At 58.1% G+C, this 20720-nt stretch carries 22 protein-coding genes; 7 read left to right on the top strand and 15 right to left on the bottom strand.

Features of this window, described 5'->3' with window-relative positions; genetic code table 11:
* Positions 1 to 60: 60 nt before the first annotated feature.
* The 3 genes from dnaG to rpsU all read right to left on the bottom strand — a co-directional run bounded on the left by dnaG (position 61) and on the right by rpsU (position 2808).
* Positions 61 to 1950, bottom strand: coding sequence for a DNA primase (gene dnaG / locus HNR64_RS11875; protein WP_204996668.1), 1890 nt, complete (start codon positions 1948 to 1950; stop codon positions 61 to 63).
* 64 nt (positions 1951 to 2014) lie between these two features.
* A complete protein-coding gene (locus HNR64_RS11880; RefSeq protein WP_204996669.1) occupies positions 2015 to 2461 on the bottom strand; it encodes a GatB/YqeY domain-containing protein in 447 nt (148 codons plus the stop codon).
* A gap of 131 nt (positions 2462 to 2592) precedes the next feature.
* Complete coding sequence (rpsU, locus tag HNR64_RS11885; RefSeq protein ID WP_027874250.1) at positions 2593 to 2808, bottom strand: 30S ribosomal protein S21; 216 nt, start codon at positions 2806 to 2808, stop codon at positions 2593 to 2595.
* 193 nt (positions 2809 to 3001) lie between these two features.
* Between rpsU and tsaD the strand changes: the two genes are divergently transcribed.
* Both tsaD and folB read left to right on the top strand, forming a co-directional pair.
* Positions 3002 to 4033, top strand: coding sequence for a tRNA (adenosine(37)-N6)-threonylcarbamoyltransferase complex transferase subunit TsaD (gene tsaD, locus HNR64_RS11890; RefSeq protein ID WP_204996670.1), 1032 nt, complete (start codon positions 3002 to 3004; stop codon positions 4031 to 4033).
* Between the two features lie 5 nt (positions 4034 to 4038).
* Positions 4039 to 4395 (top strand): dihydroneopterin aldolase, encoded by a 357-nt coding sequence (folB, locus tag HNR64_RS11895; RefSeq protein ID WP_204996671.1) that lies wholly within the window; start codon positions 4039 to 4041, stop codon positions 4393 to 4395.
* On the opposite strand, the gene HNR64_RS11900 is transcribed toward folB, so the two are convergent.
* Genes HNR64_RS11900 through HNR64_RS11930 form a run of 7 tightly spaced genes read right to left on the bottom strand, consistent with a single transcriptional unit; the run spans position 4396 to position 12185 of the window.
* Complete coding sequence (locus HNR64_RS11900) at positions 4396 to 5502, bottom strand: tRNA nucleotidyltransferase/poly(A) polymerase-related protein (RefSeq protein WP_204996672.1); 1107 nt, start codon at positions 5500 to 5502, stop codon at positions 4396 to 4398.
* 45 nt (positions 5503 to 5547) lie between these two features.
* Positions 5548 to 6363, bottom strand: coding sequence for a symmetrical bis(5'-nucleosyl)-tetraphosphatase (locus HNR64_RS11905; RefSeq protein WP_204996673.1), 816 nt, complete (start codon positions 6361 to 6363; stop codon positions 5548 to 5550).
* Between the two features lie 7 nt (positions 6364 to 6370).
* Complete coding sequence (gene apaG, locus HNR64_RS11910; RefSeq protein ID WP_027874255.1) at positions 6371 to 6748, bottom strand: Co2+/Mg2+ efflux protein ApaG; 378 nt, start codon at positions 6746 to 6748, stop codon at positions 6371 to 6373.
* Positions 6749 to 6759: 11 nt separating this feature from the next.
* On the bottom strand, positions 6760 to 7548 hold the full coding sequence (gene rsmA, locus HNR64_RS11915; RefSeq protein ID WP_204996674.1) for a 16S rRNA (adenine(1518)-N(6)/adenine(1519)-N(6))-dimethyltransferase RsmA: 789 nt from the start codon (positions 7546 to 7548) through the stop codon (positions 6760 to 6762).
* Complete coding sequence (gene pdxA / locus HNR64_RS11920; protein ID WP_204996675.1) at positions 7545 to 8537, bottom strand: 4-hydroxythreonine-4-phosphate dehydrogenase PdxA; 993 nt, start codon at positions 8535 to 8537, stop codon at positions 7545 to 7547. The genes rsmA and pdxA overlap by 4 nt, the downstream gene beginning before the upstream one ends.
* Positions 8537 to 9802 carry a peptidylprolyl isomerase gene (locus HNR64_RS11925; RefSeq protein ID WP_204996676.1) on the bottom strand — a complete coding sequence of 422 codons (1266 nt, stop codon included), beginning with the start codon at positions 9800 to 9802 and terminating at the stop codon, positions 8537 to 8539. Before HNR64_RS11925 ends, pdxA begins: the two co-directional genes overlap by 1 nt.
* Complete coding sequence (locus HNR64_RS11930) at positions 9795 to 12185, bottom strand: LPS-assembly protein LptD (protein ID WP_204996677.1); 2391 nt, start codon at positions 12183 to 12185, stop codon at positions 9795 to 9797. Before HNR64_RS11930 ends, HNR64_RS11925 begins: the two co-directional genes overlap by 8 nt.
* 116 nt (positions 12186 to 12301) lie before the next feature.
* Between HNR64_RS11930 and HNR64_RS11935 the strand changes: the two genes are divergently transcribed.
* From HNR64_RS11935 to HNR64_RS11950, 4 genes are read left to right on the top strand one after another with little or no spacing between them, the layout of a single operon-like run.
* On the top strand, positions 12302 to 13342 hold the full coding sequence (locus HNR64_RS11935) for an aminoglycoside phosphotransferase family protein (protein ID WP_204996678.1): 1041 nt from the start codon (positions 12302 to 12304) through the stop codon (positions 13340 to 13342).
* Positions 13339 to 14004, top strand: coding sequence for an N-acetylmuramate alpha-1-phosphate uridylyltransferase MurU (gene murU / locus HNR64_RS11940; protein ID WP_204996679.1), 666 nt, complete (start codon positions 13339 to 13341; stop codon positions 14002 to 14004). The genes HNR64_RS11935 and murU overlap by 4 nt, the downstream gene beginning before the upstream one ends.
* A gap of 39 nt (positions 14005 to 14043) precedes the next feature.
* Positions 14044 to 14712 carry a ribulose-phosphate 3-epimerase gene (gene rpe / locus HNR64_RS11945; protein WP_204996680.1) on the top strand — a complete coding sequence of 223 codons (669 nt, stop codon included), beginning with the start codon at positions 14044 to 14046 and terminating at the stop codon, positions 14710 to 14712.
* Positions 14709 to 15395 (top strand): phosphoglycolate phosphatase, encoded by a 687-nt coding sequence (locus HNR64_RS11950; protein WP_204996681.1) that lies wholly within the window; start codon positions 14709 to 14711, stop codon positions 15393 to 15395. The genes rpe and HNR64_RS11950 overlap by 4 nt, the downstream gene beginning before the upstream one ends.
* Here HNR64_RS11950 and HNR64_RS11955 read toward each other — a convergent pair.
* The 5 genes from HNR64_RS11955 to HNR64_RS11975 form a co-directional block, all read right to left on the bottom strand.
* Positions 15392 to 15982, bottom strand: a complete 591-nt coding sequence (locus tag HNR64_RS11955) for a DUF488 domain-containing protein (RefSeq protein ID WP_204996682.1) — start codon at positions 15980 to 15982, stop codon at positions 15392 to 15394. The two genes, HNR64_RS11950 and HNR64_RS11955, sit on opposite strands and share 4 nt — an antisense overlap.
* A 45-nt stretch (positions 15983 to 16027) precedes the next feature.
* On the bottom strand, positions 16028 to 17422 hold the full coding sequence (locus tag HNR64_RS11960) for an alkaline phosphatase PhoX (protein WP_204996683.1): 1395 nt from the start codon (positions 17420 to 17422) through the stop codon (positions 16028 to 16030).
* Positions 17423 to 17649: 227 nt separating this feature from the next.
* Positions 17650 to 18315, bottom strand: coding sequence for a glutamine amidotransferase-related protein (locus HNR64_RS11965; RefSeq protein WP_204996684.1), 666 nt, complete (start codon positions 18313 to 18315; stop codon positions 17650 to 17652).
* On the bottom strand, positions 18312 to 19715 hold the full coding sequence (locus tag HNR64_RS11970) for an anthranilate synthase component I family protein (RefSeq protein ID WP_204996685.1): 1404 nt from the start codon (positions 19713 to 19715) through the stop codon (positions 18312 to 18314). Before HNR64_RS11970 ends, HNR64_RS11965 begins: the two co-directional genes overlap by 4 nt.
* A gap of 13 nt (positions 19716 to 19728) precedes the next feature.
* On the bottom strand, positions 19729 to 19995 hold the full coding sequence (locus HNR64_RS11975; RefSeq protein ID WP_204996686.1) for a Trp family transcriptional regulator: 267 nt from the start codon (positions 19993 to 19995) through the stop codon (positions 19729 to 19731).
* A 139-nt stretch (positions 19996 to 20134) separates the two neighbouring features.
* Here HNR64_RS11975 and HNR64_RS11980 point away from each other — a divergent pair, with 139 nt between their 5' ends.
* Entirely contained in the window at positions 20135 to 20719 is a 585-nt protein-coding gene (locus HNR64_RS11980; protein WP_204996687.1) for an anthranilate synthase component II, read from the top strand.
* The last annotated feature ends 1 nt before the right edge of the window (position 20720 follow it).

The following is a 20720-nucleotide window of genomic DNA, read 5'->3' on the forward strand; positions in this document are numbered from 1 at the left end:
TCTACGACCAGCAAAAACAGGCTCTGTTCAGAATTGCCTGTCTATTTCTACCGCCGTTGCTTAGCGCTGGTGTTTATTGGCCAGCAGTTGCTGTACGTGTTTGAGCTGAGCTTTGGTGTCATCACTGAGTTCAGCGTAGTTGCCGTCGGGGCCTTTGTCGACTTCGTCGCGCTCGCGAAGGCTCTCCAGGCGGGCTTTTAGGTCGCGATCGCGCTGGCGCTCCTCGAAGTAGTTGAGGGTGTCAAAAAAAGCCGTTTTGGCGCGCTGGTCATCCAGGGTGGCGCCCAGCAGTTCGATGGTTTTTAGTGCTTCGGTCAGCAGTAAATATTGCGGCTGGCCGTGCCAGTGGCCGAGCAGCATGGCCGTGGAGGACTCCGGGCGTTTTTGCAGCAGGGATAATATTTCTTCCAGCAGCTCGCTCGTGCGCGAGGGCGGCGCGGCCTTCAGTGCGGTGGTGGAGGCGGCGATGGTTCCTGGGGCGTACAGCAGCATAGCCAGTGCGAACAGCGCCGGGTCGCGCTTATTGTCTGGCAGGCTGCCGAGCAGGCGCTCAGTGTCCGTGTTTTTCGGTTGGCGCTGTTCGGGGGAGGGCGTTTCGTCAGCGGTACCGGGTTGCGCGGTGCTCTGGGCCTCTGCCTCGCTGCGCTCGCGCAATTTGTCGAGTGCGGCGCGGCTCAGACCGCTGCGTTTGGCCAGCTCATCGAACATAAGCTCGCGAAACACGCCGTCTGGCAATTGAACCAGCAGCGGTGTGGCGAGCTTGGCGAGTGCCGCTTTGCCCTCGAGGGTGGCGGGGTCGAGGCGGTCGTTGAAGGCGTCAAAAAAGTACTCCTCCAGCGGTGCGGCGCGGGCGATCAGTGCTTCAAAGCCGGGGCCGCCGACGCGTCTGACGGTGTCGTCGGGGTCTTCGCCCTCGGCGAGGAATAAAAAGCGAATGCGGCGGCCGTCTTCCATAGTGGGCAGTGCATTTTCCAGCGCGCGCGACGCCGCTCGGCGGCCGGCGTCGTCGCCGTCGAAGCAAAACACGATTTCACTGCAGTAGCGGAAGGCGGTGCGCAAATGGTCGCTATTGCTGGCGGTGCCCAGGGTCGCCACGCCACAGCGAATGCCGTACTGCGCGAGGGCGACCACATCCATATAGCCTTCGACAATGATCACCCGCTCGAGCTGGCGGTTGTACTGCCTGGCTTCATAGAGGCCATAGAGCTCGCGGCCTTTGTGGAAGATGTCGGTTTCCGGAGAGTTCAGGTACTTGGGTTTGTCGTCGCCCAGTACGCGACCACCGAAGGCGACGACGCGGCCCCGGTTGTCGCGGATCGGGAACATAATGCGGTCGCGGAAGCGGTCGTAGACTTTGTCGCTGTCCTCTTTTTCCACCAGCATGCCGGCATCCAGCAGTTGTTGGCGTGACTCGTCGTTGCTGCCAAAGCTCTTTAGTACATTGTCCCAGCCCGGCGGTGCGAAGCCGATGCCAAAGTCGCGGGCGATTTGCCCGCTGAGGCCGCGTTGTTTTAGGTAGTCGACGGCGCGTTGGGCTTGAGGGTGCTGGCGCAGCTGGTTTTGGTAGAACGCGGCCAGCTGTTCCATGGCGTCGTAAATCGTTTTACGGCGCTGCTGGCGCTGTGCCTGCTGGGGGCTAAGCTCTTCGCGGGGGACTTCCAGGCCTGCACTGTGGGCGAGGCTGTCGATCGCCGAGGGGAAGTCCTGGCGGTCGTAGTCCATGATAAAGCCAATGGCGTTGCCGGCCGCGCCGCAGCCAAAGCAGTAGTAGAACTGCTTGTCGGGGTTAACGCTGAAAGAGGGGGTTTTCTCTTCGTGAAACGGGCAGCGGGCAGTGTAGTTGCGGCCTGTCTTCTTTAGCGATACGCGCCGATTAATAACATCGACAATATCCACCCGCGACAACAGGTCGTCGATAAAAGATTGCGGGATGCGTCCTTTTGCGGCCACTGGCGTTATTCCGAAGGCGGAATGGCTAGCCTAGCAGGCACGTGCTCGGCTAGCCAGCTGGCGATTACTGGCTGAGCCGCTCTTTGATTTTGCGGCTCACGCTGCCCATGTCTGCGCGGCCTTGGGCGGCGGGCTTGACCAGTGCGACCACCTGGCCCATGGCTTTGACGGAGTCCGCGCCGCTGTCGGCAATAGCCTTATCGATCAGTGCGTCCAGCTCTTCGTCGCTGAGCGGCGCGGGCATGAATTCCTGGATGATGGCCATTTCAAAGCGCTCTTGCTCGGCAAGCTCTGTGCGCCCGGCTTCTTCATACTGGCTGATGGAGTCGCGACGCTGTTTGCACATTTTGTCGAGCACGGCCAGGCCGCGCGCGTCGTCGACCTCAATGCGCTCATCCACCTCTATACGCTTGAATTCAGCGAGTACCAAGCGAATAGCGCCCAGGCGCTCTTTCTCTTTCGCCCGCATAGCCGCTTTCATGGCGTCAGTCAGCGATTGCTTAAGGCTCATGGTGTCAGTCCTCTGCAGTGGGGCGGAATAGGTAAATGTGTCAGGCACAAAAACGGGCGGCTTTTAGCCGCCCATTTATGGTAGCGCGTTGTCGCACTGAAAGCAGGTGCTTGCCGCACCCGCTGAGCAACTTAGTAGAGGCGTTGCTGTTTTTTCATTTCGCGAGAGACTTTCTTCGCGTGGCGTTTAACCGCCGCCGCAGCCTGACGCTTACGAACCGCTGTGGGCTTCTCGTAGAATTCGCGACGGCGAACCTCAGCGAGTACACCGGCTTTTTCGCAAGAGCGCTTGAAGCGGCGCAGAGCGATATCAAAGGGCTCGTTTTCTTTGATCTTGACTGAAGGCATTCGTTAAACCTGTCCTGATAATATTTGGCAATGAATTCTAATCGGTCCACCCAATAACTAAAGGTAGCACTCCAAGGGCGCAGAATTCTAAACGCTCATTTGTGAAAATGCAAAGTAAAAAGCGCCTTATCTGGTGCCATTGTGTGGAAATCAGTATCATGCGCGCTCAATCGGTGGAGCAAATAGGTAGGCTGTGCGGGTACTGGGACTAGAAAGCTCCTGTGATGAAACAGGTGTGGCGATTTACGACAGTGAGCGGGGCTTGTTGGCCGATGCGCTCTATAGCCAGATTACGCTGCATGCGGAATTTGGGGGTGTCGTCCCCGAATTGGCGTCCCGAGACCATGTTCGCAAATTGCTGCCGCTGGTGCGACAGGTGCTGGATAGCGCCAATTTGCGTGGCAGCGATATCGATGCTGTGGCGTATACCGCTGGCCCAGGGCTTGCCGGCGCACTGATGGTGGGCGCCTGCGCCGGGCGCGCAATGGCGTACGCCTGGGGCGTGCCGGCATTGGCGGTACACCATATGGAAGGGCATTTATTGGCGCCCATGCTAGAGGACACCGCGCCGGAGTTTCCTTTTATTGCCTTATTGGTGTCTGGTGGTCACACGCAACTTGTTCGTGTGGATGGCATTGGTAACTATCGCTTGTTAGGCGAGTCGCTGGACGATGCCGCCGGCGAAGCATTCGACAAGGCCGCGAAGATGCTCGGCCTTCCCTATCCCGGTGGCCCCCAGTTGGCGAAGGCCGCTGCTCAAGGTGATGTGTCCCGCTTTACCTTTCCCCGGCCAATGGTCAATCGCCCCGGTTTAGATTTCAGCTTTAGTGGCCTGAAAACCTACACCTTAAATACCGTGGCCGAGTGCTGTGCCGATGGGCAGCTAAGCGACGGCGATCGCAACGATATTGCTGCCGCTTTTCAGGAGGCTGTGGTCGACACGCTGACGATTAAATGCCTGCGTGCACTGAAGCAGGAGGGCTTGAAGCGCCTGGTGATTGCCGGCGGAGTGAGTGCCAACACCGCGTTGCGTGAGCGTTTAGAAGGGCGGCTGGCGACAATTGGCGCAGCTGTGTATTATCCGCGCCCTGCTTACTGTACCGATAATGGTGCAATGATCGCTTATGCCGGTTGTTGTCGCCTGTTGGCGGGGCAGAGCGAAACGCTGGCGGTGCAGGTTAAGCCGCGTTGGCCAATGAATGAATTGCCGGGTTTGGAGCGCTAGTCGTCATGGATACTGTGTATGTGCGTGGGTTGCAGGTGGATACCATTATCGGCATCCACGACTACGAGCGCGCGCACCGTCAGACCGTGATTCTGGATCTTGAGCTGGGCTATGACATCCGCGCTGCCGCGGCCTCCGAAGATATTGCCTTGACGCTGGACTATCAGGCCATAAGCGAACGTCTGTGCGAGTTTATTCGCGGCAGTGAATTCAAACTTGTGGAAACCCTCGCTGAGCGCTGCGCCGCGCTGGTGCGCGAAGAATTTGGTGTGCCGTGGTTGCGCTTGCGGTTAGCCAAGCCCGACGCGCTGCACTACGCCGAGGAAGTTGGCATTGTGATCGAGCGCGGTGATCGCGCCTGATTAAGCCTCGTTGAGAAGCTGCTGCAACTGGTCCAGTCGGGCGTTTCTCAGGGCGTTGCCCAATGCGGCGCCGGTTATCCCCTTAGCGATAAAGTCTTGAGCGTTAATTTTCGCCAACCTATCAGCCGCTTGAGTCAGTAAATTCAGGTAGTCACCGTTTTCGCCGCGCAGGTCGGCAAGCTGGCAAAATTCCATCAATATCTGTGGGCGTCGCAGATAGTCCAGCTTCTCCAGTATCGCCAACATACACTCTGCGCTGGGCTGACTGCCCAGTGCCGTAGAGAGTGGCAGCAAGCTCGCGCCGAGCTGTGCCAATTGGCTGGCCGCTTTGCTGGCGTGGAGCTGTTTGCACAATTGAGTACAGGCGGTGGTGTCGAGCCTGCTGCAGCTCAGCGCAAAGCGGACCTCAGGGCCCTGGAGTGAGGCGCCGGCGGATGTGTCCAGGGCATCGAGCAGGTCGCGGTCCAGGCTGGAGGCCCATTGGGGGTACAAGGTAGGTAGTGCCTGGCAGTCCAGTAGAGCGTTAAAGAAGGCGGAGGGTGTGCGTTCACTTAACGCCTTGTTGATCTCTACCAGTATGCGTTCCGGGCTTAAGGCCTGCAGCTCTTGCGGCGTCGACATTTCGCGCATTAGCGCGCGGGTTTCATCGGCGATTGTGAAGCCCAGGTGGGCGTAGCGGGCGGTAAAGCGCGCTACGCGAAAGATACGCAGGGGGTCTTCTTTGAAGGCCGGTGAAACATGTCGAAGCAGGCGACGCTCAATATCCTCGCGGCCATTGTAGGGGTCGATAATGTCGCCGGCAGCGCTTTTGGCGATGGCGTTAATGGTCAGGTCGCGGCGCAATAAGTCGTCTTCAAGGGAGACTTCCGGGCCAAATTCACACTGAAAGCCATGATAGCCCGCGGCGGTTTTGCGCTCTCGGCGCGCCAGCGCATACTCCTCTTTGGTTTCGGGGTGTAGAAACACCGGAAAGTCTTTGCCAACTTGCTCATAACCCTGTTTGAGCAAGGATTCGGGCGTCGCACCGACCACCAACCAGTCGCGTTCATGGAAGGGGTAACCCAGCAGTTCGTCGCGGACTGCGCCGCCGACTAAATAGATGTCCATAGGGTGGCATACTCCGCTATTTCTTGGCTGCTGGGAAGTGGGGGCTTAATGGCTGGGGCAGTCGCAGCGGTGATACTCGCCGCTCTCCATATTCAGCAGCGTCATGTGCCGTCCCCAGACGCAACCGCTGTCTAAGGCAATGATGTTAGGGTTGTGGGTGCGGCCTTCCAGCGCGGCCCAGTGGCCGAATAGTTGTATTTCGGTGCGCGCCGGTTGCGGCCATTCAAACCAGGGGCGGTAGGGCGGCGGGATGTCCTGCCTCGCGCCTTTGAATGTCAGTTCCAGTTCACCCTGCTCGCTACAAATTCGCATGCGGGTCAGGTAATTGGTAATGCAGCGCAGTCTGTCATGGCCCTGTAGGTCGTCGTGCCAGAGGGCGGGTGCGTTGCCGTACATGTGGTGGAAAAACCGGGCCGCTTCAGTGGGGTTGCGCAAGGTGCTTTCCAGCTCTGCCGACAGCGCAAGTGCCTGCTGTGTGCTCCATAGCGGCGGTATCCCGGCATGACTCATGACATAGCGCCCGTCATCGCTGCGCAGCACCAGCGCCTGCTGTTGTAGCCAGTCCATCAGCGTGGCGAGTTCTGGAGCCTTGAGTAAGGCCTCCAGGCTGGGGTGACGCCCTTTTTGAGTGAAGCCGCGGGCCAGCGCCAGGCAGTGGAGGTCGTGATTCCCAAGGGTGACCTTTACGCTGTCTTGAATGCGGTACAGATAGCGCAGGGTGTCTAGCGAGTCGGGGCCGCGGTTGACCAGATCGCCAACGAGCCAAAGCTCGTCGCGGGCAGGGTTAAAGGCAACTTCATCGAGCAGGCACAGCAGTGGCTGTAGGCAACCCTGCAAGTCTCCAACTGCGTAGCGCGCCACGGGGGACTTAGTGCAGCGCCGAGCGCTGGGCGAGGGAGAAGATGCCGATGGGGGCAATAAAACGCCGACCAGAGGCGCTGATCATCTCGTAACTGCCTTCCATCGTGCCGACAGCGGTGTCGATAACCGCGCCCGAGGTGTAGCTGAAGGACTCGCCTGGCTCGATGAGTGGTTGTTTGCCGACCACGCCCTCGCCCTGCACTTCCTGAACCTGATTGTCGCCATCGGTGATAATCCAGTGGCGGTTGAGCAGGCGCACGGCCTCGTCGCCGGTATTGTTGATGGTAATGGTATAGGCGAAGGCGTAGCGCGATTCTTCCGGTGCGGATTGGTCGGCGAGAAACTCGCTTTCAACCTGAATGTGTACGGGGTTGCTGTCTGGCATGCGGGTCCTGATTAAACGGGGTTGCGACTAATGTAATTGGCAATGGCGACGAAGTCTGCCAACTGGAGTGTCTCGGGGCGAGCGCCGGGGTTGAGACCCAGCGCTTGCAGTTGCTCGTCATTGAGGGTGTTCTTGAGGTTGTTGCGCAGCGTCTTGCGGCGCATGGTAAAGGCCTCTCTGAGCACCCGCTGCAAGACGTTAACGTCGTCTGCCGGGCAGGGCAGGGTTTTGTGTGGGGTGAGCCGAACAATGGAGGACATCACCTTGGGGCGCGGCGAAAACGACTCGGGGGGCACATCAAACAGGGCCTCTACCTCGCAGTAATACTGCGCCATGATACCGAGCCGTCCGTAGGCCTTGCTACCCGGCTGCGCGGCCAGGCGGTCAACAACCTCTTTTTGCAGCATGAAGTGCATGTCGGTAATGCGGTGCTGGGCGCTGAGCAGGTGGAAGATCAGCGGCGTTGAAATATTGTAGGGGAGGTTGCCGACCACCCGTAGCGGTTCATCGCCAGCCAGCGCGGCAATATCAAACTTGAGTGCGTCGCCTTCGTGCAGGTGGAAATTGTCGCGGGTTGCGAACTTCTCTTCCAGAATCGGGATCAAATCCCGGTCCAGCTCAATAACATGCAGTTGGCAGCCGCTGGCGAGCAACTCGGCGGTGATGGCGCCCTGGCCGGGGCCGATCTCCAGTAAGCGCTGATTTTCTCGCGGTGTAACCGCACGCACGATCCCTTGAATAATACCGCGGTCGTGCAGGAAGTTTTGGCCAAAGCGCTTGCGGGCGCGATGAGTGCTCATAGTGTGTTGCTCGCTGCGTGGCCGGCCATGTCAATAGCATAGCGCATGGCTGTTGCCATGCTGCCCGGGTCTGCGCGACCGCTGCCGGCAAGGTCCAGTGCCGTGCCGTGGTCGACAGAGGTACGAATAATGGGCAGGCCCAGGGTGATATTAACGGCTTGGCCGAAACTCTGATATTTCAGTACCGGCAGCCCTTGGTCGTGATACATCGCCAATACCGCATCACACTGTTCCAGGTGGCGCGGTGTGAAGGCCGTGTCGGCGGGAAGCGGGCCAATCAATTGCCAGCCTTTGGCGCGATAGCTCGCCAATACCGGCTCTATCGTCTCTATTTCTTCCCGTCCCATGTGGCCGCCTTCGCCAGCGTGGGGGTTTAAGCCCAGCACTAATACTCTCGGTTGTTGGCAGCCGAAGCGTTCGCGCAACTCGCGGTGAAGAATATCCAGGGTGCGCTCCAGTTCACGGGGGGTGACCGCCGCTGGCACGGCGCTCAGCGGCAGATGGGTTGTCACCAGTGCCACGCGCATTGCAGTGCTGGCCAGCATCATCACCACTTTTTCTACCTGGCAGCGTTCGGCGAGAAACTCTGTGTGGCCGCTGAAGGCGATGCCGGCGTCGTTAATGACCGATTTTTGCACCGGCCCCGTCATCATGGCCTGACACTCGCCGTGCAAACAGGCATCGGTTGCCGCGCGCAGACAGGCTAAAACATAGTCGGCGTTGGCAGTATTCAATACCCCCAGTTGCGCCGGTGCCGCTAACGCAACGGGGGCAATGCTGATGTGTCCCGGCTGATGGGGGCGGGGTGATGCGGTGTCGAAGGGACTGAGCGAGATGGGCAAGCCCAGCGCCGAGGCGCGCTCAGTGAGCAGCGCTGGGTCGGCGTAGGCCACCAACTCTGCTGGCCACTCTTGCTGAGCAATTTGAATAAGTAGCTCCGGGCCAACCCCTGCAGGCTCGCCCGGCGTGATGGCAATACGCGGCAACATTAGAGCTTGATATCGACGTAAGCTTCAGCGCGGATTTTACGCAGCCAGATATCCAGTTCGTCTTGGTATTTGCGCTCGTGCAAGACATTGCGAGCCATGCGCTTGCGCAGGTCTTGGCTGACGTTTTGCTGGCGTCTGTCCACCACTTTAATAATGTGCCAGCCAAAGTCACTTTTCACTGGCGCACTGATATCGCCGATGGCGGTGTCTTCCATGGCTTGCTGAAACTCGGGAACCAATTGCCCCGGTGATGTCCAGCCCAAGTCACCGCCTTCCTGGGCAGAGCCGATGTCTTCGGAGTACTCCTTGGCGAGGTCGCGGAAGGAGTCGCCATTGAGCACGCGCTGGCGCAGCTCTTTCGCCAGGCTGAGGGTCTGCGCCTCGCTGCGGATCGCCGATGGTTTTAACAAGATGTGGCTGGCGCGAGTTTGTGCGACGGTCTCGTTAAGGCCACGGCTCTCCAGCAGCTGAATGACGTGGTAGCCGCTGGCACTTTGCAGGGGCTCTGACACGCCGCCGTCGCTCATATTGGGTGCCACGCTGGCAAACAGCGAGGGCAGGTCGGTCTCACGCCGCCAGCCGAGGTCACTGGCGTTGACACTGCCTTGGGCGAGGCTGGTGTAGTCAGCGCCCTTGCGCAGTTTGGCCGCTAGTTGCTGGGCCTGTTGACGTGCGCGCTCGCGATCGGCGTCGCTGGCATCAGATGCCACCGGCACCAATAAGTGTGCCAGGCGATACTCGGGAGAGGTGCGGGCGCGGCCTTCTTCTGAGTTTAAGTAGTTGGTGACTTCCTGGTCGGTAATTTGAATACGCTGGTTAACGTTGCCCATCTGCACGCGTTGCAAAAGCATTTCGCGGCGTATTTGCTCGCGCACATCGCGGTACGATGCGCCGCTGTCGAGCAGGGCCTGACGGAACTGCTCAAGCGTCATATTGTTTTTGGCGGCCACGCGGCCAACGGCAGCGGTGAGTTGCTCGTCGTCAATGCGCAGACCGACGCGGTCGGCCATTTGTAGCTGGATATTCTCCAGGATCAGCAGGTCGAGAATTTCACGGCGCAGCTGATCTTCCGGTGGCCCTTGCTGGCCGGAGCGGGCAATGTTTTGCTGGACGCTGGTAAGCCGCTCATCCACTTCGCTGGCGAGAATAATATCCTCGTCGACAATAGCGACAATGCGGTCCAGCCACTGGGTTTCGGCATGGCTAGCCACGCTAAACAGCAGCATGCACAGGGAAGCGAGCAGGGGTGTTTTCAGTTTATTCATTCGATTGGTAACCAAGGATGCTTTCTTTAAGTACGCTGGTAACGGCCGTGCCCAGACCACCCAGCCCTTTGAGCTGAAATTCAACTAAGATGGCAGAATTTGTTTCAGTGTCACTGGTATTAGACCTGCTATTGTCATCGGGTTCCAGTGCCTGCTGATAGACAATGCGCGTCAGCCAGCAGCAGTTTTGATACTCCGCGCCAATCAGGTTCTCGACAGAGCGGTTATCTTCCAAATCGTATTGGGTTTTTGCAAACAGCTTCCACTGATTGTTCAGTGGCATGGCGATTGAGGCGTCTACCTGCCGTACATCATTTTCCAGGCCGCCAAACTGGTTGCCTTCGCGGCGAATGCTGTAGCCGAGGTTGATGACGCTGCCGTCGTCATTGCGTCGATGGTAGCGCAGGTTGCTTTGATTGAGTGTGCCTTGGCGGGCGTCGTAAAGCAGGTCGGCATTGACGCTATGGCGATTGCTCGGCGACCAGCGCAACTGGCTGGCAATGTCGGAGTTACTGCTTTTGCGTTCGGGGTCGCCGGGTAGCTGAACGCGGCCTTCTTCAAAATAGTAGAGCTGGCCGAGGCTAAAACTGAGAAATTCTCTGCCGAGATTGTTATCGATAAAGCGGCTGCTCACGCCAATCGCCAATTGATCGGCATCACCAAGGCGGTCGCGGCCGGTAAAGCGGGTATCGCGAAACAGTTGCTGGTAGGTAAAGGTTAACGCGGCGCTGTCAAAGTCCGGCTGATCGCTCTGGTCTTCGTATTCTGCATTGCGGTAGTAAATGCGCGGCTCTAGCGTTTGGGTAAGCGCTTTGTCCGCTAGCTGGAGTTCGCGCTCAAAAAATAAGCCGGCGTCGACACTCAACTGATTAGAGCTGGCGCTGGGGTTGTCGTTGACGCCGATCTTGTCGGCGTCTTCCAGTTCGTAGGCGACATGGCGGCTTTTCAGCGCCGGCTCGATAAAGCCCCAGCGCCAACGCATGGGGAGGCTGACCCCAGCCGCACCGTATACGCGCTGGCCGGTAATTTTATTTCCGCCATCGCTCACGGCATCTCGGTGGTCAAAGCGCGAATATTCAAATTCCAGCGAGGGCTCTAGCTGGAAGTTTCGCGCCGGTGATTGATAGTTGAGGGTCAGCTGTGGAAGTTTTTGGTAGGGGTCGTCAACGGCGGCGATGGTTTGGTAGCGCTGCACTTCCAAATGCCCGCTCCAGTTGTCACCGAGATAGCCCAGTTCCGCTTTTTGGTTGAGGTGGGTGCTGCGCTTAACGGCGAGGTTAGCGAGCCCGAGATCGTCGAAATAGCTGTCGTCACTTACCCGTGTGTAATCGACCTTGCTATACCAGCTCTCACCCATAAAGCCCTGCTCGGCAATACCGAGTAGCCAGCGATCATCTTTCTTGGTTTGGTCGTCTGGCAAATAGCTACCATTGATGGACCACTCGGAGTATTTATTCAGGTAGCGAAACTCACCCTCTAAGGCTTCGCCGCGGGTCTCGATATAGCGAGGTGCCAGGGTGAGGTCATAATTTGGCGCGAGGTTGAGGTAGTAGGGGGTCGAGATATCCAGGCTATTGTTGGAGAAGCCCAGCGTCGGAAACAAAAATCCGGTGCTGCGGCGGTCGTCAACAGGAAAGTTTAAATACGGGGTGTAGAACACCGGTACATCATAGATGCGTACGGTTGCGCCGCGCGCTACCCCCCGGCCGCTGTCGTAGTCCAGCTCAATGCTTTTGGCGTGCAGTGACCAGGTCTCGTTGTCGGGTGTGCACTGGGTATAGCTGGCCGCTTCCAGTTCAAAGCGGTCGAAGGCGGGACGTGCTATGCGCCCGGCGCTGCCTCGTGCGCCGGTTTGATAGCTGAGAATTTCTGCTTCGAGCAGTTCGCCCAGGCCCTGGTTGGTATCTAGCTCGGCACTTTGGCCGCGCAGCATAAAGCCGGGCTGTCGCAGCACTACGCTGTCTCGCAGCATCACGCTGCTGTCGCTGCGTCGGTAGCGGGCATAGCCGGCGTCCAGGCTGAGATTGCCTTTGCGCAGTTGTACGTCGCCGGACATGGTGGCGCGGTCACCCACCGACTCGATGGTATCGGCAGAGACGACTAATGGCGCCTCAGTGGGGCTTAACTGCGAACCGCTCCAGTCGCGAGCGGGTTCCACAAAGCGACCGGCGCAGCCCGGCGCCATATTGCAGCGCACCGATTCGGGCAGGTATTCCTGAGGTAGCCAGTTCCAGTGCTGGTAGTAGGCGGGCAGCTGGGAGATGTCAGCGTCCAGTTGCTCGCTACTGATCGGCCCACAGCGCTGTTCTGCCGTGCCTTGCGCGAGGCTGGCGGCGCCGTAGCTGCTGATCATCAGCAGTATGAGAGTGCGGAACACGGGCATGCGATACTGGCTTTAATATTTATTGCTGTAGGCCTGAATTGGCGAAGGCGAATAATAAAGCATTCTCTGCTAGGATGCCCGTTTCACAGCGATATTGACGAAAATTCTCGCCCTTGATGACAGCAGATAAGACACAGATAGCTGACGAGCTGAAACGTTGGAGCCTGCAGCAGCTAGGCCTACCCCCTGAAGAGCCCGCGACGCTGTCGGTGGTGTCGGGGGATGCGAGCTTCCGCTGTTACTACCGCCTGAGCTTGCCTGGCGACATGCATTTTATTGCCGTGCACGCGCCGCCAGAGAAAGAAGACAATCCGGCATTTATCGCGGTTCAGCAACGTATGATGGCTGCCAACTTGCGGGTTCCCGGAATGCTGGGCTGGGATTTGGAGCGCGGTTTTCTCTTGCAGGAAGACTTTGGCGACCAGCTATTGTTGCCGTGCCTGGACTCCATAGATGCTGCCGATCGCTACTATCGCGAGGCCTTTACCTGCCTGCTAAATATGCAGTTGATGCCACTGGCCGACGGCGATCTGCCGGACTACGATCGCGCGCGCCTTCTGGAAGAGATGGCACTGTTTCCCCACTGGTTTGTCGAGCAATTGCTGGGCCACTCACTGAGCGATGCCGAATGGCAGATGCTGGCGCGCTTGTTTGATCGCCTTGCCGCGCGCGCCGAGGCGCAGCCGCAGGGCTTTGTCCATCGCGACTTTCACAGCCGCAATATTATGCTGTTAAACGATGGCGAGTTAGGGCTGATTGATTTTCAAGATGCGGTGCGCGGTCCACTCACCTATGACGTCATGTCCTTGCTGCGCGACTGCTACGTGCACTGGCCGCCGGCTTCTGTAAAAACCTGGTTGCTGGCGTACCGCCAACAATTGGTGGCGGCGGGGATCGAGGTGCCTGACGAAGACGCCTTTTTGTGGGACGCCGACTGGATGGGTTTGCAACGCCACATCAAGGTGTTGGGCATCTTTGCTCGCCTCAAATTACGGGACGGCAAGTCGGCGTACCTGGATGATCTTCCCCTGGTGATGGCTTATACCCTTAGCGTGGCGGAGCAATACGAGGACTGCCGCGAATTTGTGGCGTGGTTTAGCGACACCCTGTTGCCTCTGGCGCGCCAGCAATCGTGGTTCCGCGAGGTTAGCTTATGAAGGCAATGATCCTGGCCGCGGGGCTGGGGGAGCGAATGCGGCCGTTGACGGACCACTGCCCCAAGCCCTTGCTGACCGCCGCCGACAAACCGCTGATCGACTATCACTTAGAGAAACTGGCCGCCGCCGGCTTTGCCGATGTTGTGGTGAATAGTGCCTGGCTGTCTGAACAACTATGCGACTACCTCGGGCGCGGCGAGCGCTACGGTTTGCAGATCAGCCACTCAGTGGAAAGTGAGCCGCTGGAGACCGCCGGGGGTATCATTAACGCTTTACCGCTGTTGGGCTCGGAGCCTTTCTTGCTGATCAATGGTGACGTGTTCTGTGATGTCGACTTTGGGGATTTTTTGTCATGCCGGCCACAGAGTGCGGAGCTGCTAATGGTCGAGAATCCGCCCCATCATCCCGACGGCGACTTTTCCCTGAGTGCCGATGGCAAACTGAGTGAATCGGGCTCGCCGCGCTATACCTTTGCGGGAATCAGTGTCTGGCAGCCTGCGTGTTTTGCCGGGCTCGCGGCGGGTCGACGGCCGCTAAAGCCGATTATGCAAAATCTTATGTCACAGGGCAGCCTGCGAGCTAGGCTGCATAGCGGGCGCTGGTGGGATATTGGAACGCCGCAACGGCTCGCTGAACTGGATGCCTACCTGCGCTCTGCGTAAACTAGGACACGTTATTTCCCTATAGCTAATGGAATTTTTATGGCCGATTACTGGATAGCTCCTTCAATTCTCTCTGCTGATTTTGCCCGCCTGGGCGAAGAGGTCGACACGGTACTCGAGGCTGGCGCAGACGTCGTGCATTTCGATGTCATGGATAACCACTACGTCCCCAATCTGACTATCGGCCCGATGGTCTGCAAGGCCCTGCGTAATCACGGCATTAAGGCGCCGATTGATGTGCACCTGATGGTGTCTCCAGTGGATCGCTTGATCGGTGATTTTGCCGAGGCGGGCGCCAGTATTATCACCTTCCATCCGGATGCTTCCACCCACGTTGACCGATCGCTGCAAATGATTCGCGATGCGGGCTGTAAAGCCGGCTTGGTGTTGAACCCAGCGGTCGGCCCAGACGTATTGAAATACGTCATGGACAAGCTCGACATGGTGTTGTTGATGTCGGTGAACCCAGGGTTCGGCGGGCAGAAATTTATTCGCTCTACGCTGGATAAAGTCCGCGAAGTGCGGGCGCTGATCGACGCCAGTGGTCGCGACATTCGCCTTGAGGTAGACGGTGGAATTTCCGCTAAGAATATTGCCGAGATTGCCGCCGCAGGTGCCGATACATTCGTTGCGGGCTCGGCGATCTTTAATGCAGACGACTACACCGCAGTGATCGACAATATGCGCAGCGAGCTGGCCAGCGTATGAAGCTCCAGCAGTTGCTCGGCGAGGCGCCGCTGAAGGCTATTTTATTCGACCTCGATGGCACCTTGGTGGACTCGGTGCCCGATCTCGCTGCCGCAATGGATGCCTCCTTGATTCACTGTGGCTATCCCGGCGCGGGGGAGGAGCGGGTGCGAACATGGGTCGGCAACGGCGCTGCCAAACTGGTCGAACGCGCGCTCGATTGGGCGGAGAGTACATCCCAGCGCTCGGGGCCGCCAGTGCCGCACGGTGTTTTGTTAGATGCATTTTATCTGGCCTACGCCGAGGACAGCAGCTCTCGCAGTCAGCTGTTTCCGGGCGTAATCGCGGCGCTGGAATACTGGCAGCAAGCCGGTATCAAACTGGCGTGCGTCACGAATAAGCCCGAGCGTTTTACGCACCCAATTCTTGCGGAATTTGGCCTGCAGTCGTTACTGCCAGTGGTGGTGGGGGGCGATACACTTGCCCAGCGAAAACCCGACCCCGCGCCTTTGCTGCACGCCTGTGAGCGGTTGGGCGTAGCCGCGGGCAATACTGTAATGGTGGGCGATTCCTCTAACGATATAGACGCTGCCCACGCCGCTGGCATGCCTGCTGCCTGTGTTAGCTACGGCTATAACCACGGCGCCCCGATTGCCGAGGCTGGAGCCGATCTACTGGTGGATGATTTTGGGTCGCTGCGTTAATCCTGCGGCTTGATATAGGCATAGCGTCGGCACTGAGCCTGCCACGCCAATGATCGGCATTCACACGCTGGAGTGAGCATGTCAGCCTGAATGCCGTTGAGTTCTATCAGCCTGTTTTCCAACTCATCCTCGCTCTCCAGTTCGCCGTCGTGGCCAATGTGCAGGGTGTCCACAGTGTGTTGATGGAGAAGGTGATGGCCAATTAACAGGCTGCGATGGCAGCTTGCCGGGTCTTTTTCTGCACACATCAGTGCAATGCGCATAGGCTTGTTCAGGCCGTTAAATACTCGCTCGATACCGCGCTGGAAAAGCGCCGCTGTTTGCAGGCGGCTGAATTGCACTTGACCGTGCTCGTTGTAGTGCGCGGGGTCTTTTGAGCGCGGCCCCAGCTCCTCGCCCAAATAGACATAGGCAATGCCTGCCTCTCGCAAACGCTTTGCCAGTGGTTCGCGGTGGTAGTCATGGAAGGCGCGGCTGTAGGGAACAGAGCGAACATCGGCAATGGCATCAATGCGGTGTTGCTGCAGTTGGCGCAAAAATTCCTCTAGCGGTTTTGTTGCGTAGCCAATGGAGTAGAGGGCGTGCATAGCGTGCTCAAAGCCACCAGTTTACACGCCCACTTGGGCTTGGCTCTAGCGGAAGTTTTCCGGAATGGTTAGCTCGTAGGTTGTGCCAAACCACGGTATGCCGAAATTTACCGGGCCGCGCTGAGAGCTGAAGTACAGCCGGCTGCCGTCGGCGGTAAATGCCGGGCCCGTCAGCTCGCTTTTACCGCCGGGGACTTGAAGCAAGATCTTCGCATTGGCATTGGGGACCATTACCATCAAGCGCATCGCATCGCCATCTTCGGCGACGATAACGTCGCCGGCGGGGCTGACAACCAGGTTGTCGACATCGTCATAGGGGGTTTCGTCAACGGCGGTGAGCTGTTCGTTGTCGAATACCACTTCGATAAGATCGTTGTCGATATCCAAGGCATATACCCGGTTGTCGCCTTTACAGGCAAAGAACACCACCGCCCGCAGGGGGTGGCTACTGCCCGCGACGGTGCGGCCGTCGGTAAAGCTTTGTATCCATATTCCCTCTCCGCCTTTGAAGACGGTTCCCGGTGCACCGGCGCCGGTTGATGCAATGTCGGCGCGAACGTCAGCCTGGGGGCGTTCGGGCGATTGGACTTCCACCCATTTCACTTTGTGCAGCTGTCGCGCCTCGCTGAGTGCGTCCTGATAACCGCCATTTTCGAAGCCCTCGATTTCCAGCACTTCCAGCAGGCCGTTATTCAAGTTGAGTCCCTGCCGCCCATTCATCGATGGGGCATCTCCCAAGGCGGTGTAGCGGTAGAGCCGACCATCGCCGGCATCCTCGGTGAGATACACGGTGCGAGTGGGCATGTCTACGGCCACTGCCTCATGGTTGAAAATTCCCAGCGCTGGCCGAGCCACGGCGCTGTCTGCATCGCCAAAGGGGTCGCATTCGTACACCAGGCCATCCCGGACTTCCTCGCAGGACAACCAGGTTTGCCAGGGGGTAGCGCCGCCTGCGCAGTTGTTGCGGGTATCTTTAAGAATGCGGTAGTTGTCGGTAATGCTGCCGTTGGCATCAAAACGCAGAGCACCCACTCCGCCAGGTGTGGATTCACTGTTGGATACGTAAACCCAGCCGCCGTCGTCGCTTTGGAACACCGCCCCGCCATCGGGGTTGCTGTGCCAGAGCGTGAAGTTGAGTGATGGCGAGAAGCCGGCGCGGGCCACGCGGCGTATGGAGAAGCCTTCGGGAATCAATATGCCGTCAACGTCAGAGGTGAATAAGTCGCCGATATTGGCTAGCGGGCCGGGTGACAGCGGCAGCTCGGTTGCCGGGGGAACGGGCGGTTGTGGTGGCTGGGGTGTGTCGCCGTTATCTGGCGTGGTGTTGCTTGTGCTGCGACTCGAGCCGCCACCACATGCGGCGAGGCCAGCGGCGGCGGCACCGAGAAACATTGCGCGCAGCACGTCGCGGCGGCTCTTGATAAGGGGTGGCTGTGTCACCTGTCTACTCCTTTTACTGGCCCGTCTGCGTGGGGGCAGCAGGCCTTAGGCAAAGATTCACTAGGCCGCGAAAGGTAGAGCAAAACTGTGGCAGTTTAATGACACGGAGGGCGCGTTTGTGTCGCAGATAACGGCGTAGGTACTTTGCAGAAGGCGTGACAGGGTGGGGCTATCGACGGGGCGGCTGAAGGGCCAATACCACCCTGCAGCCGCCGTGCTCGCTTGGACTAGTGGTCGCCAAACAGAAAATTGCGAATCAGCTCTTTGCCGCCCTCGGTCGCAAAGGATTCGGGGTGAAACTGGATGCCATGGATAGGGTGTTCGCGGTGCTGAACCCCCATAATTTCGAACTCACCGCCGCGCCGCACCTGGCTGGGGTCGCTAAAGGCATTGGGCGGGATGTCGCCGGCTAGCGCAGTGACTTGCAGGCAATCGGGTAGAGATTCTGCCTCGGCGATCAGCGAGTGGTAGCGCATGACTTCCAGCTGGTCCGGGACATTGGCAAACATGCCTTGGTCATTGTGGGTGATCGGGCTGATTTTGCCATGCATGGGCAGTGGCGCCTTGACCACATTGCCGCCGAATACGTGGACGATGCCCTGCATGCCTAAGCAGACGCCGAGTAGCGGAGTGTGCTTGCCGAGCTCGGCGATCACCTGTGAACACACGCCAAAGTAGTGTTCGTCATCCGGCGAGCCCGGGCCGGGTGAAACGATAATGCGGTCGGCGTTGAGCTGGTGGATCTCATCCAAACTTAATTCGTCGTTGCGTTTAACGACAATACGAAAGTCGTCGAGCCGCCCGCGGCTTTTTTCGCTGCTCAATATCTCGCCAATATATTGGTAGAGGTTGTAGGTGAAGGAGTCGTAGTTATCAATGATGAGGACTTTCACGATTCGCCTCCTTCGCGGTCATCGACCATAAACTTATCCAGGACCTTTTTGGTGCCGGCGAACTTGCGCCGAATTTCCTCGTATTCATCGTCGGGGTTGGAGTCGTACACATTGCCGCCGCAGGTTTGCACATAGGCTTCTTCGCCATTGGCGAATACCGTTCGAATGGGGATGGCAAAGGTGCAGTCCCCGTTGAATGAAAAGTGGCCGACCGCGCCGCCATAGGGGCCGCGTCCGTCGCCTTCCAGTTCGTTGATGATCCGCATGGCCTCAATTTTGGGGGCGCCGGTTAGCGTTCCCGCCGGGAAGTTGCTGGGCAGGGCCGAGAACATGTCTTCGCCCTCGGCGATAATGCCGACAATTTCGCTGGAAATATGCTGCACATGGCTGAAGCGTTTAATGTCCATCAGGCTGCGCACCTTCACCGTGCCAAACTGGGCCACACGACCAATATCATTGCGATGCAGGTCGACAATCATATTGTGCTCGGCGATTTCTTTGGGGTCGTTGAGCAGTGCGCGGGCCAGTGCGGTATCTTCTTGTGGGTCGGCGCCGCGCCGGGTGGTGCCCGCCAGCGGGAAGGTTTCCATCTCGCCTTGGCGCAATCTAAACAACAACTCGGGACTGGCACCGATCAGTTTTTGCTCGCCAAATTTTACGTAGTACATCTGCGGCGAGGGGTTAATCTCACGCATTTCCTCGTAGATATTGATGGTGTCACCTTCGAGGCGAAAGCGCTTTTTAAAACCGACTTCCGTCTGGAAAATTTTGCCGTCGATAATGTCCTGCTTCACTTTCATGACGGCGGCGCGGTGATCGTCGCGGCTCATGGTTTCGCCGCAGGAATATATTTTTAAGGGGCCGTTTGCGACATCGTCTTCGGCGAGCAGGGCTTCAACATCGTCCAGGCGGCTGTCGTGGTAGTAAAAATAAATGAGTTCCCCGGTCATCTTGTCGAGGATCAAGCCATCTTTAAAGAGCCCAAATCGAAAGGCATCAAACAGCTCACTACTCTGGATGCTGAGGCTGGGCTCGAAGTAATTCATCGCGTCGTAGCCGAGATAGCCAGTGAGGCCTCCGGCGTATTTTCGAGAAATAATGTCCTGCGGGACGATTTCCCGGAGCAGGGAATAGGGATTGTCGCTGTGGTAATCGGCCTTGCTGCCGTCGCGCTCCTCAATAGTGAGCGTGTTGCCGTTGGCGTAGAGCAGCTGCTCGGGGTCGAAGCCGATAATGGAGTGGCGGGCCATATGGCTGTCCTCGCCGAGCGACTCCAGATAGAAGCAGTTGTCGTAGCGCTTCTCGATTTTCTTAAACAGTTTAAAAAAATCGCAGTCGGCGCTAATGGTAATGTAATGCGGCTTGCGGGGCAGGCGCAGTCGAGGGGGTAGTTGGCTCATAGGATGTCGGTGCTTAGCCTCGGGAGTGTCGTTTGCGGGCGCGTGAGCCACGGGTGACGGTGGCAATGCCAACACCCAGTTGCTCGGCGATTTGGCGCTGAGGTATTCCGGCATCGAGCAGCTTGAAAATTTGTAGCCGCTTGCTTACCTCGCTGAACTCCGACGGTGTGAGCAGATCGTTTAAGCGCTGATCTAACTCACTTTCGGATGTTGCGGCAAAGAGGTGTTCCAGCAGTTCCTGCCGATGACGGTCATCTTGTGTCTTGCGCGTCGTATTCATGTACTAGTACACTATCACAAAATGCTGGTGGGTCAAAGCATTCGGCCTAGGTGTTTTAGATAGCGGCCTTGCGTACAATGCCCTGCTCGGTGGGCCCTGCCTATTGCCAATCACGAACTGTTTGAGGTGCGCTGCTGTTGTGGTGTTAATGATCGACAACTACGATTCCTTCACCTACAACTTGGTGCAATATCTCAGCGAGTTGGGAGCTGAGGTGGCAGTGTATCGCAATGATGAGTTGAGCATTGAACGCCTGGCGGAAATGTCGCCGAGTCATCTGGTGATTTCTCCCGGGCCGTGTACGCCGAATGAGGCGGGCATTTCGATGGCGGCGATCAAACACTTTTCCGGCAGGTGTCCGGTGTTGGGTGTCTGCCTTGGGCACCAGAGCATCGCCCAGGTATTTGGTGCCAAGGTGGTGCGTGCGCGACAAGTCATGCACGGCAAAACCTCTGCGGTTTACCACCGCAGTGAAGGGGTTTTCGCAGGCCTGAACATGCCGTTAGTTGCGACGCGATATCACTCTTTGGTGGTCGAAAAGCACAGCTTGCCCAGTTGTCTGGAGATGACCGCGTGGACCGAGGACGGGCAGGGGAATGTCGACGAAATTATGGGTTTGCGGCACCGCAGTATGGATGTTGAAGGGGTGCAGTTTCACCCGGAGGCCATCCTGAGTGCACAGGGGCGTGAACTTTTGAACAATTTTTTGGAGCGCAAGGCATGAG

Source organism: Spongiibacter marinus, from assembly GCF_016906995.1.
GTDB classification, from domain to species: Bacteria; Pseudomonadota; Gammaproteobacteria; order Pseudomonadales; family Spongiibacteraceae; genus Spongiibacter; species Spongiibacter marinus.

Bases quoted from the DNA above. Each gene is read 5' to 3' on its own strand.
- HNR64_RS11970 (WP_204996685.1), bottom strand. From the start codon at position 19,715: ATGAGCCAACTACCCCCTCGACTGCGCCTGCCCCGCAAGCCGCATTAC.
- folB (WP_204996671.1), top strand. From the start codon at position 4,039: ATGGATACTGTGTATGTGCGTGGGTTGCAGGTGGATACCATTATCGGC.
- HNR64_RS11930 (WP_204996677.1), bottom strand. From the start codon at position 12,185: ATGCCCGTGTTCCGCACTCTCATACTGCTGATGATCAGCAGCTACGGC.
- pdxA (WP_204996675.1), bottom strand. From the start codon at position 8,537: ATGTTGCCGCGTATTGCCATCACGCCGGGCGAGCCTGCAGGGGTTGGC.
- HNR64_RS11950 (WP_204996681.1), top strand. From the start codon at position 14,709: ATGAAGCTCCAGCAGTTGCTCGGCGAGGCGCCGCTGAAGGCTATTTTA.
- HNR64_RS11975 (WP_204996686.1), bottom strand. From the start codon at position 19,995: ATGAATACGACGCGCAAGACACAAGATGACCGTCATCGGCAGGAACTG.
- rpsU (WP_027874250.1), bottom strand. From the start codon at position 2,808: ATGCCTTCAGTCAAGATCAAAGAAAACGAGCCCTTTGATATCGCTCTG.
- apaG (WP_027874255.1), bottom strand. From the start codon at position 6,748: ATGCCAGACAGCAACCCCGTACACATTCAGGTTGAAAGCGAGTTTCTC.
- HNR64_RS11880 (WP_204996669.1), bottom strand. From the start codon at position 2,461: ATGAGCCTTAAGCAATCGCTGACTGACGCCATGAAAGCGGCTATGCGG.
- HNR64_RS11900 (WP_204996672.1), bottom strand. From the start codon at position 5,502: ATGGACATCTATTTAGTCGGCGGCGCAGTCCGCGACGAACTGCTGGGT.
- murU (WP_204996679.1), top strand. From the start codon at position 13,339: ATGAAGGCAATGATCCTGGCCGCGGGGCTGGGGGAGCGAATGCGGCCG.
- rsmA (WP_204996674.1), bottom strand. From the start codon at position 7,548: ATGAGCACTCATCGCGCCCGCAAGCGCTTTGGCCAAAACTTCCTGCAC.
- rpe (WP_204996680.1), top strand. From the start codon at position 14,044: ATGGCCGATTACTGGATAGCTCCTTCAATTCTCTCTGCTGATTTTGCC.
- HNR64_RS11955 (WP_204996682.1), bottom strand. From the start codon at position 15,982: ATGCACGCCCTCTACTCCATTGGCTACGCAACAAAACCGCTAGAGGAA.
- HNR64_RS11925 (WP_204996676.1), bottom strand. From the start codon at position 9,802: ATGAATAAACTGAAAACACCCCTGCTCGCTTCCCTGTGCATGCTGCTG.
- HNR64_RS11935 (WP_204996678.1), top strand. From the start codon at position 12,302: ATGACAGCAGATAAGACACAGATAGCTGACGAGCTGAAACGTTGGAGC.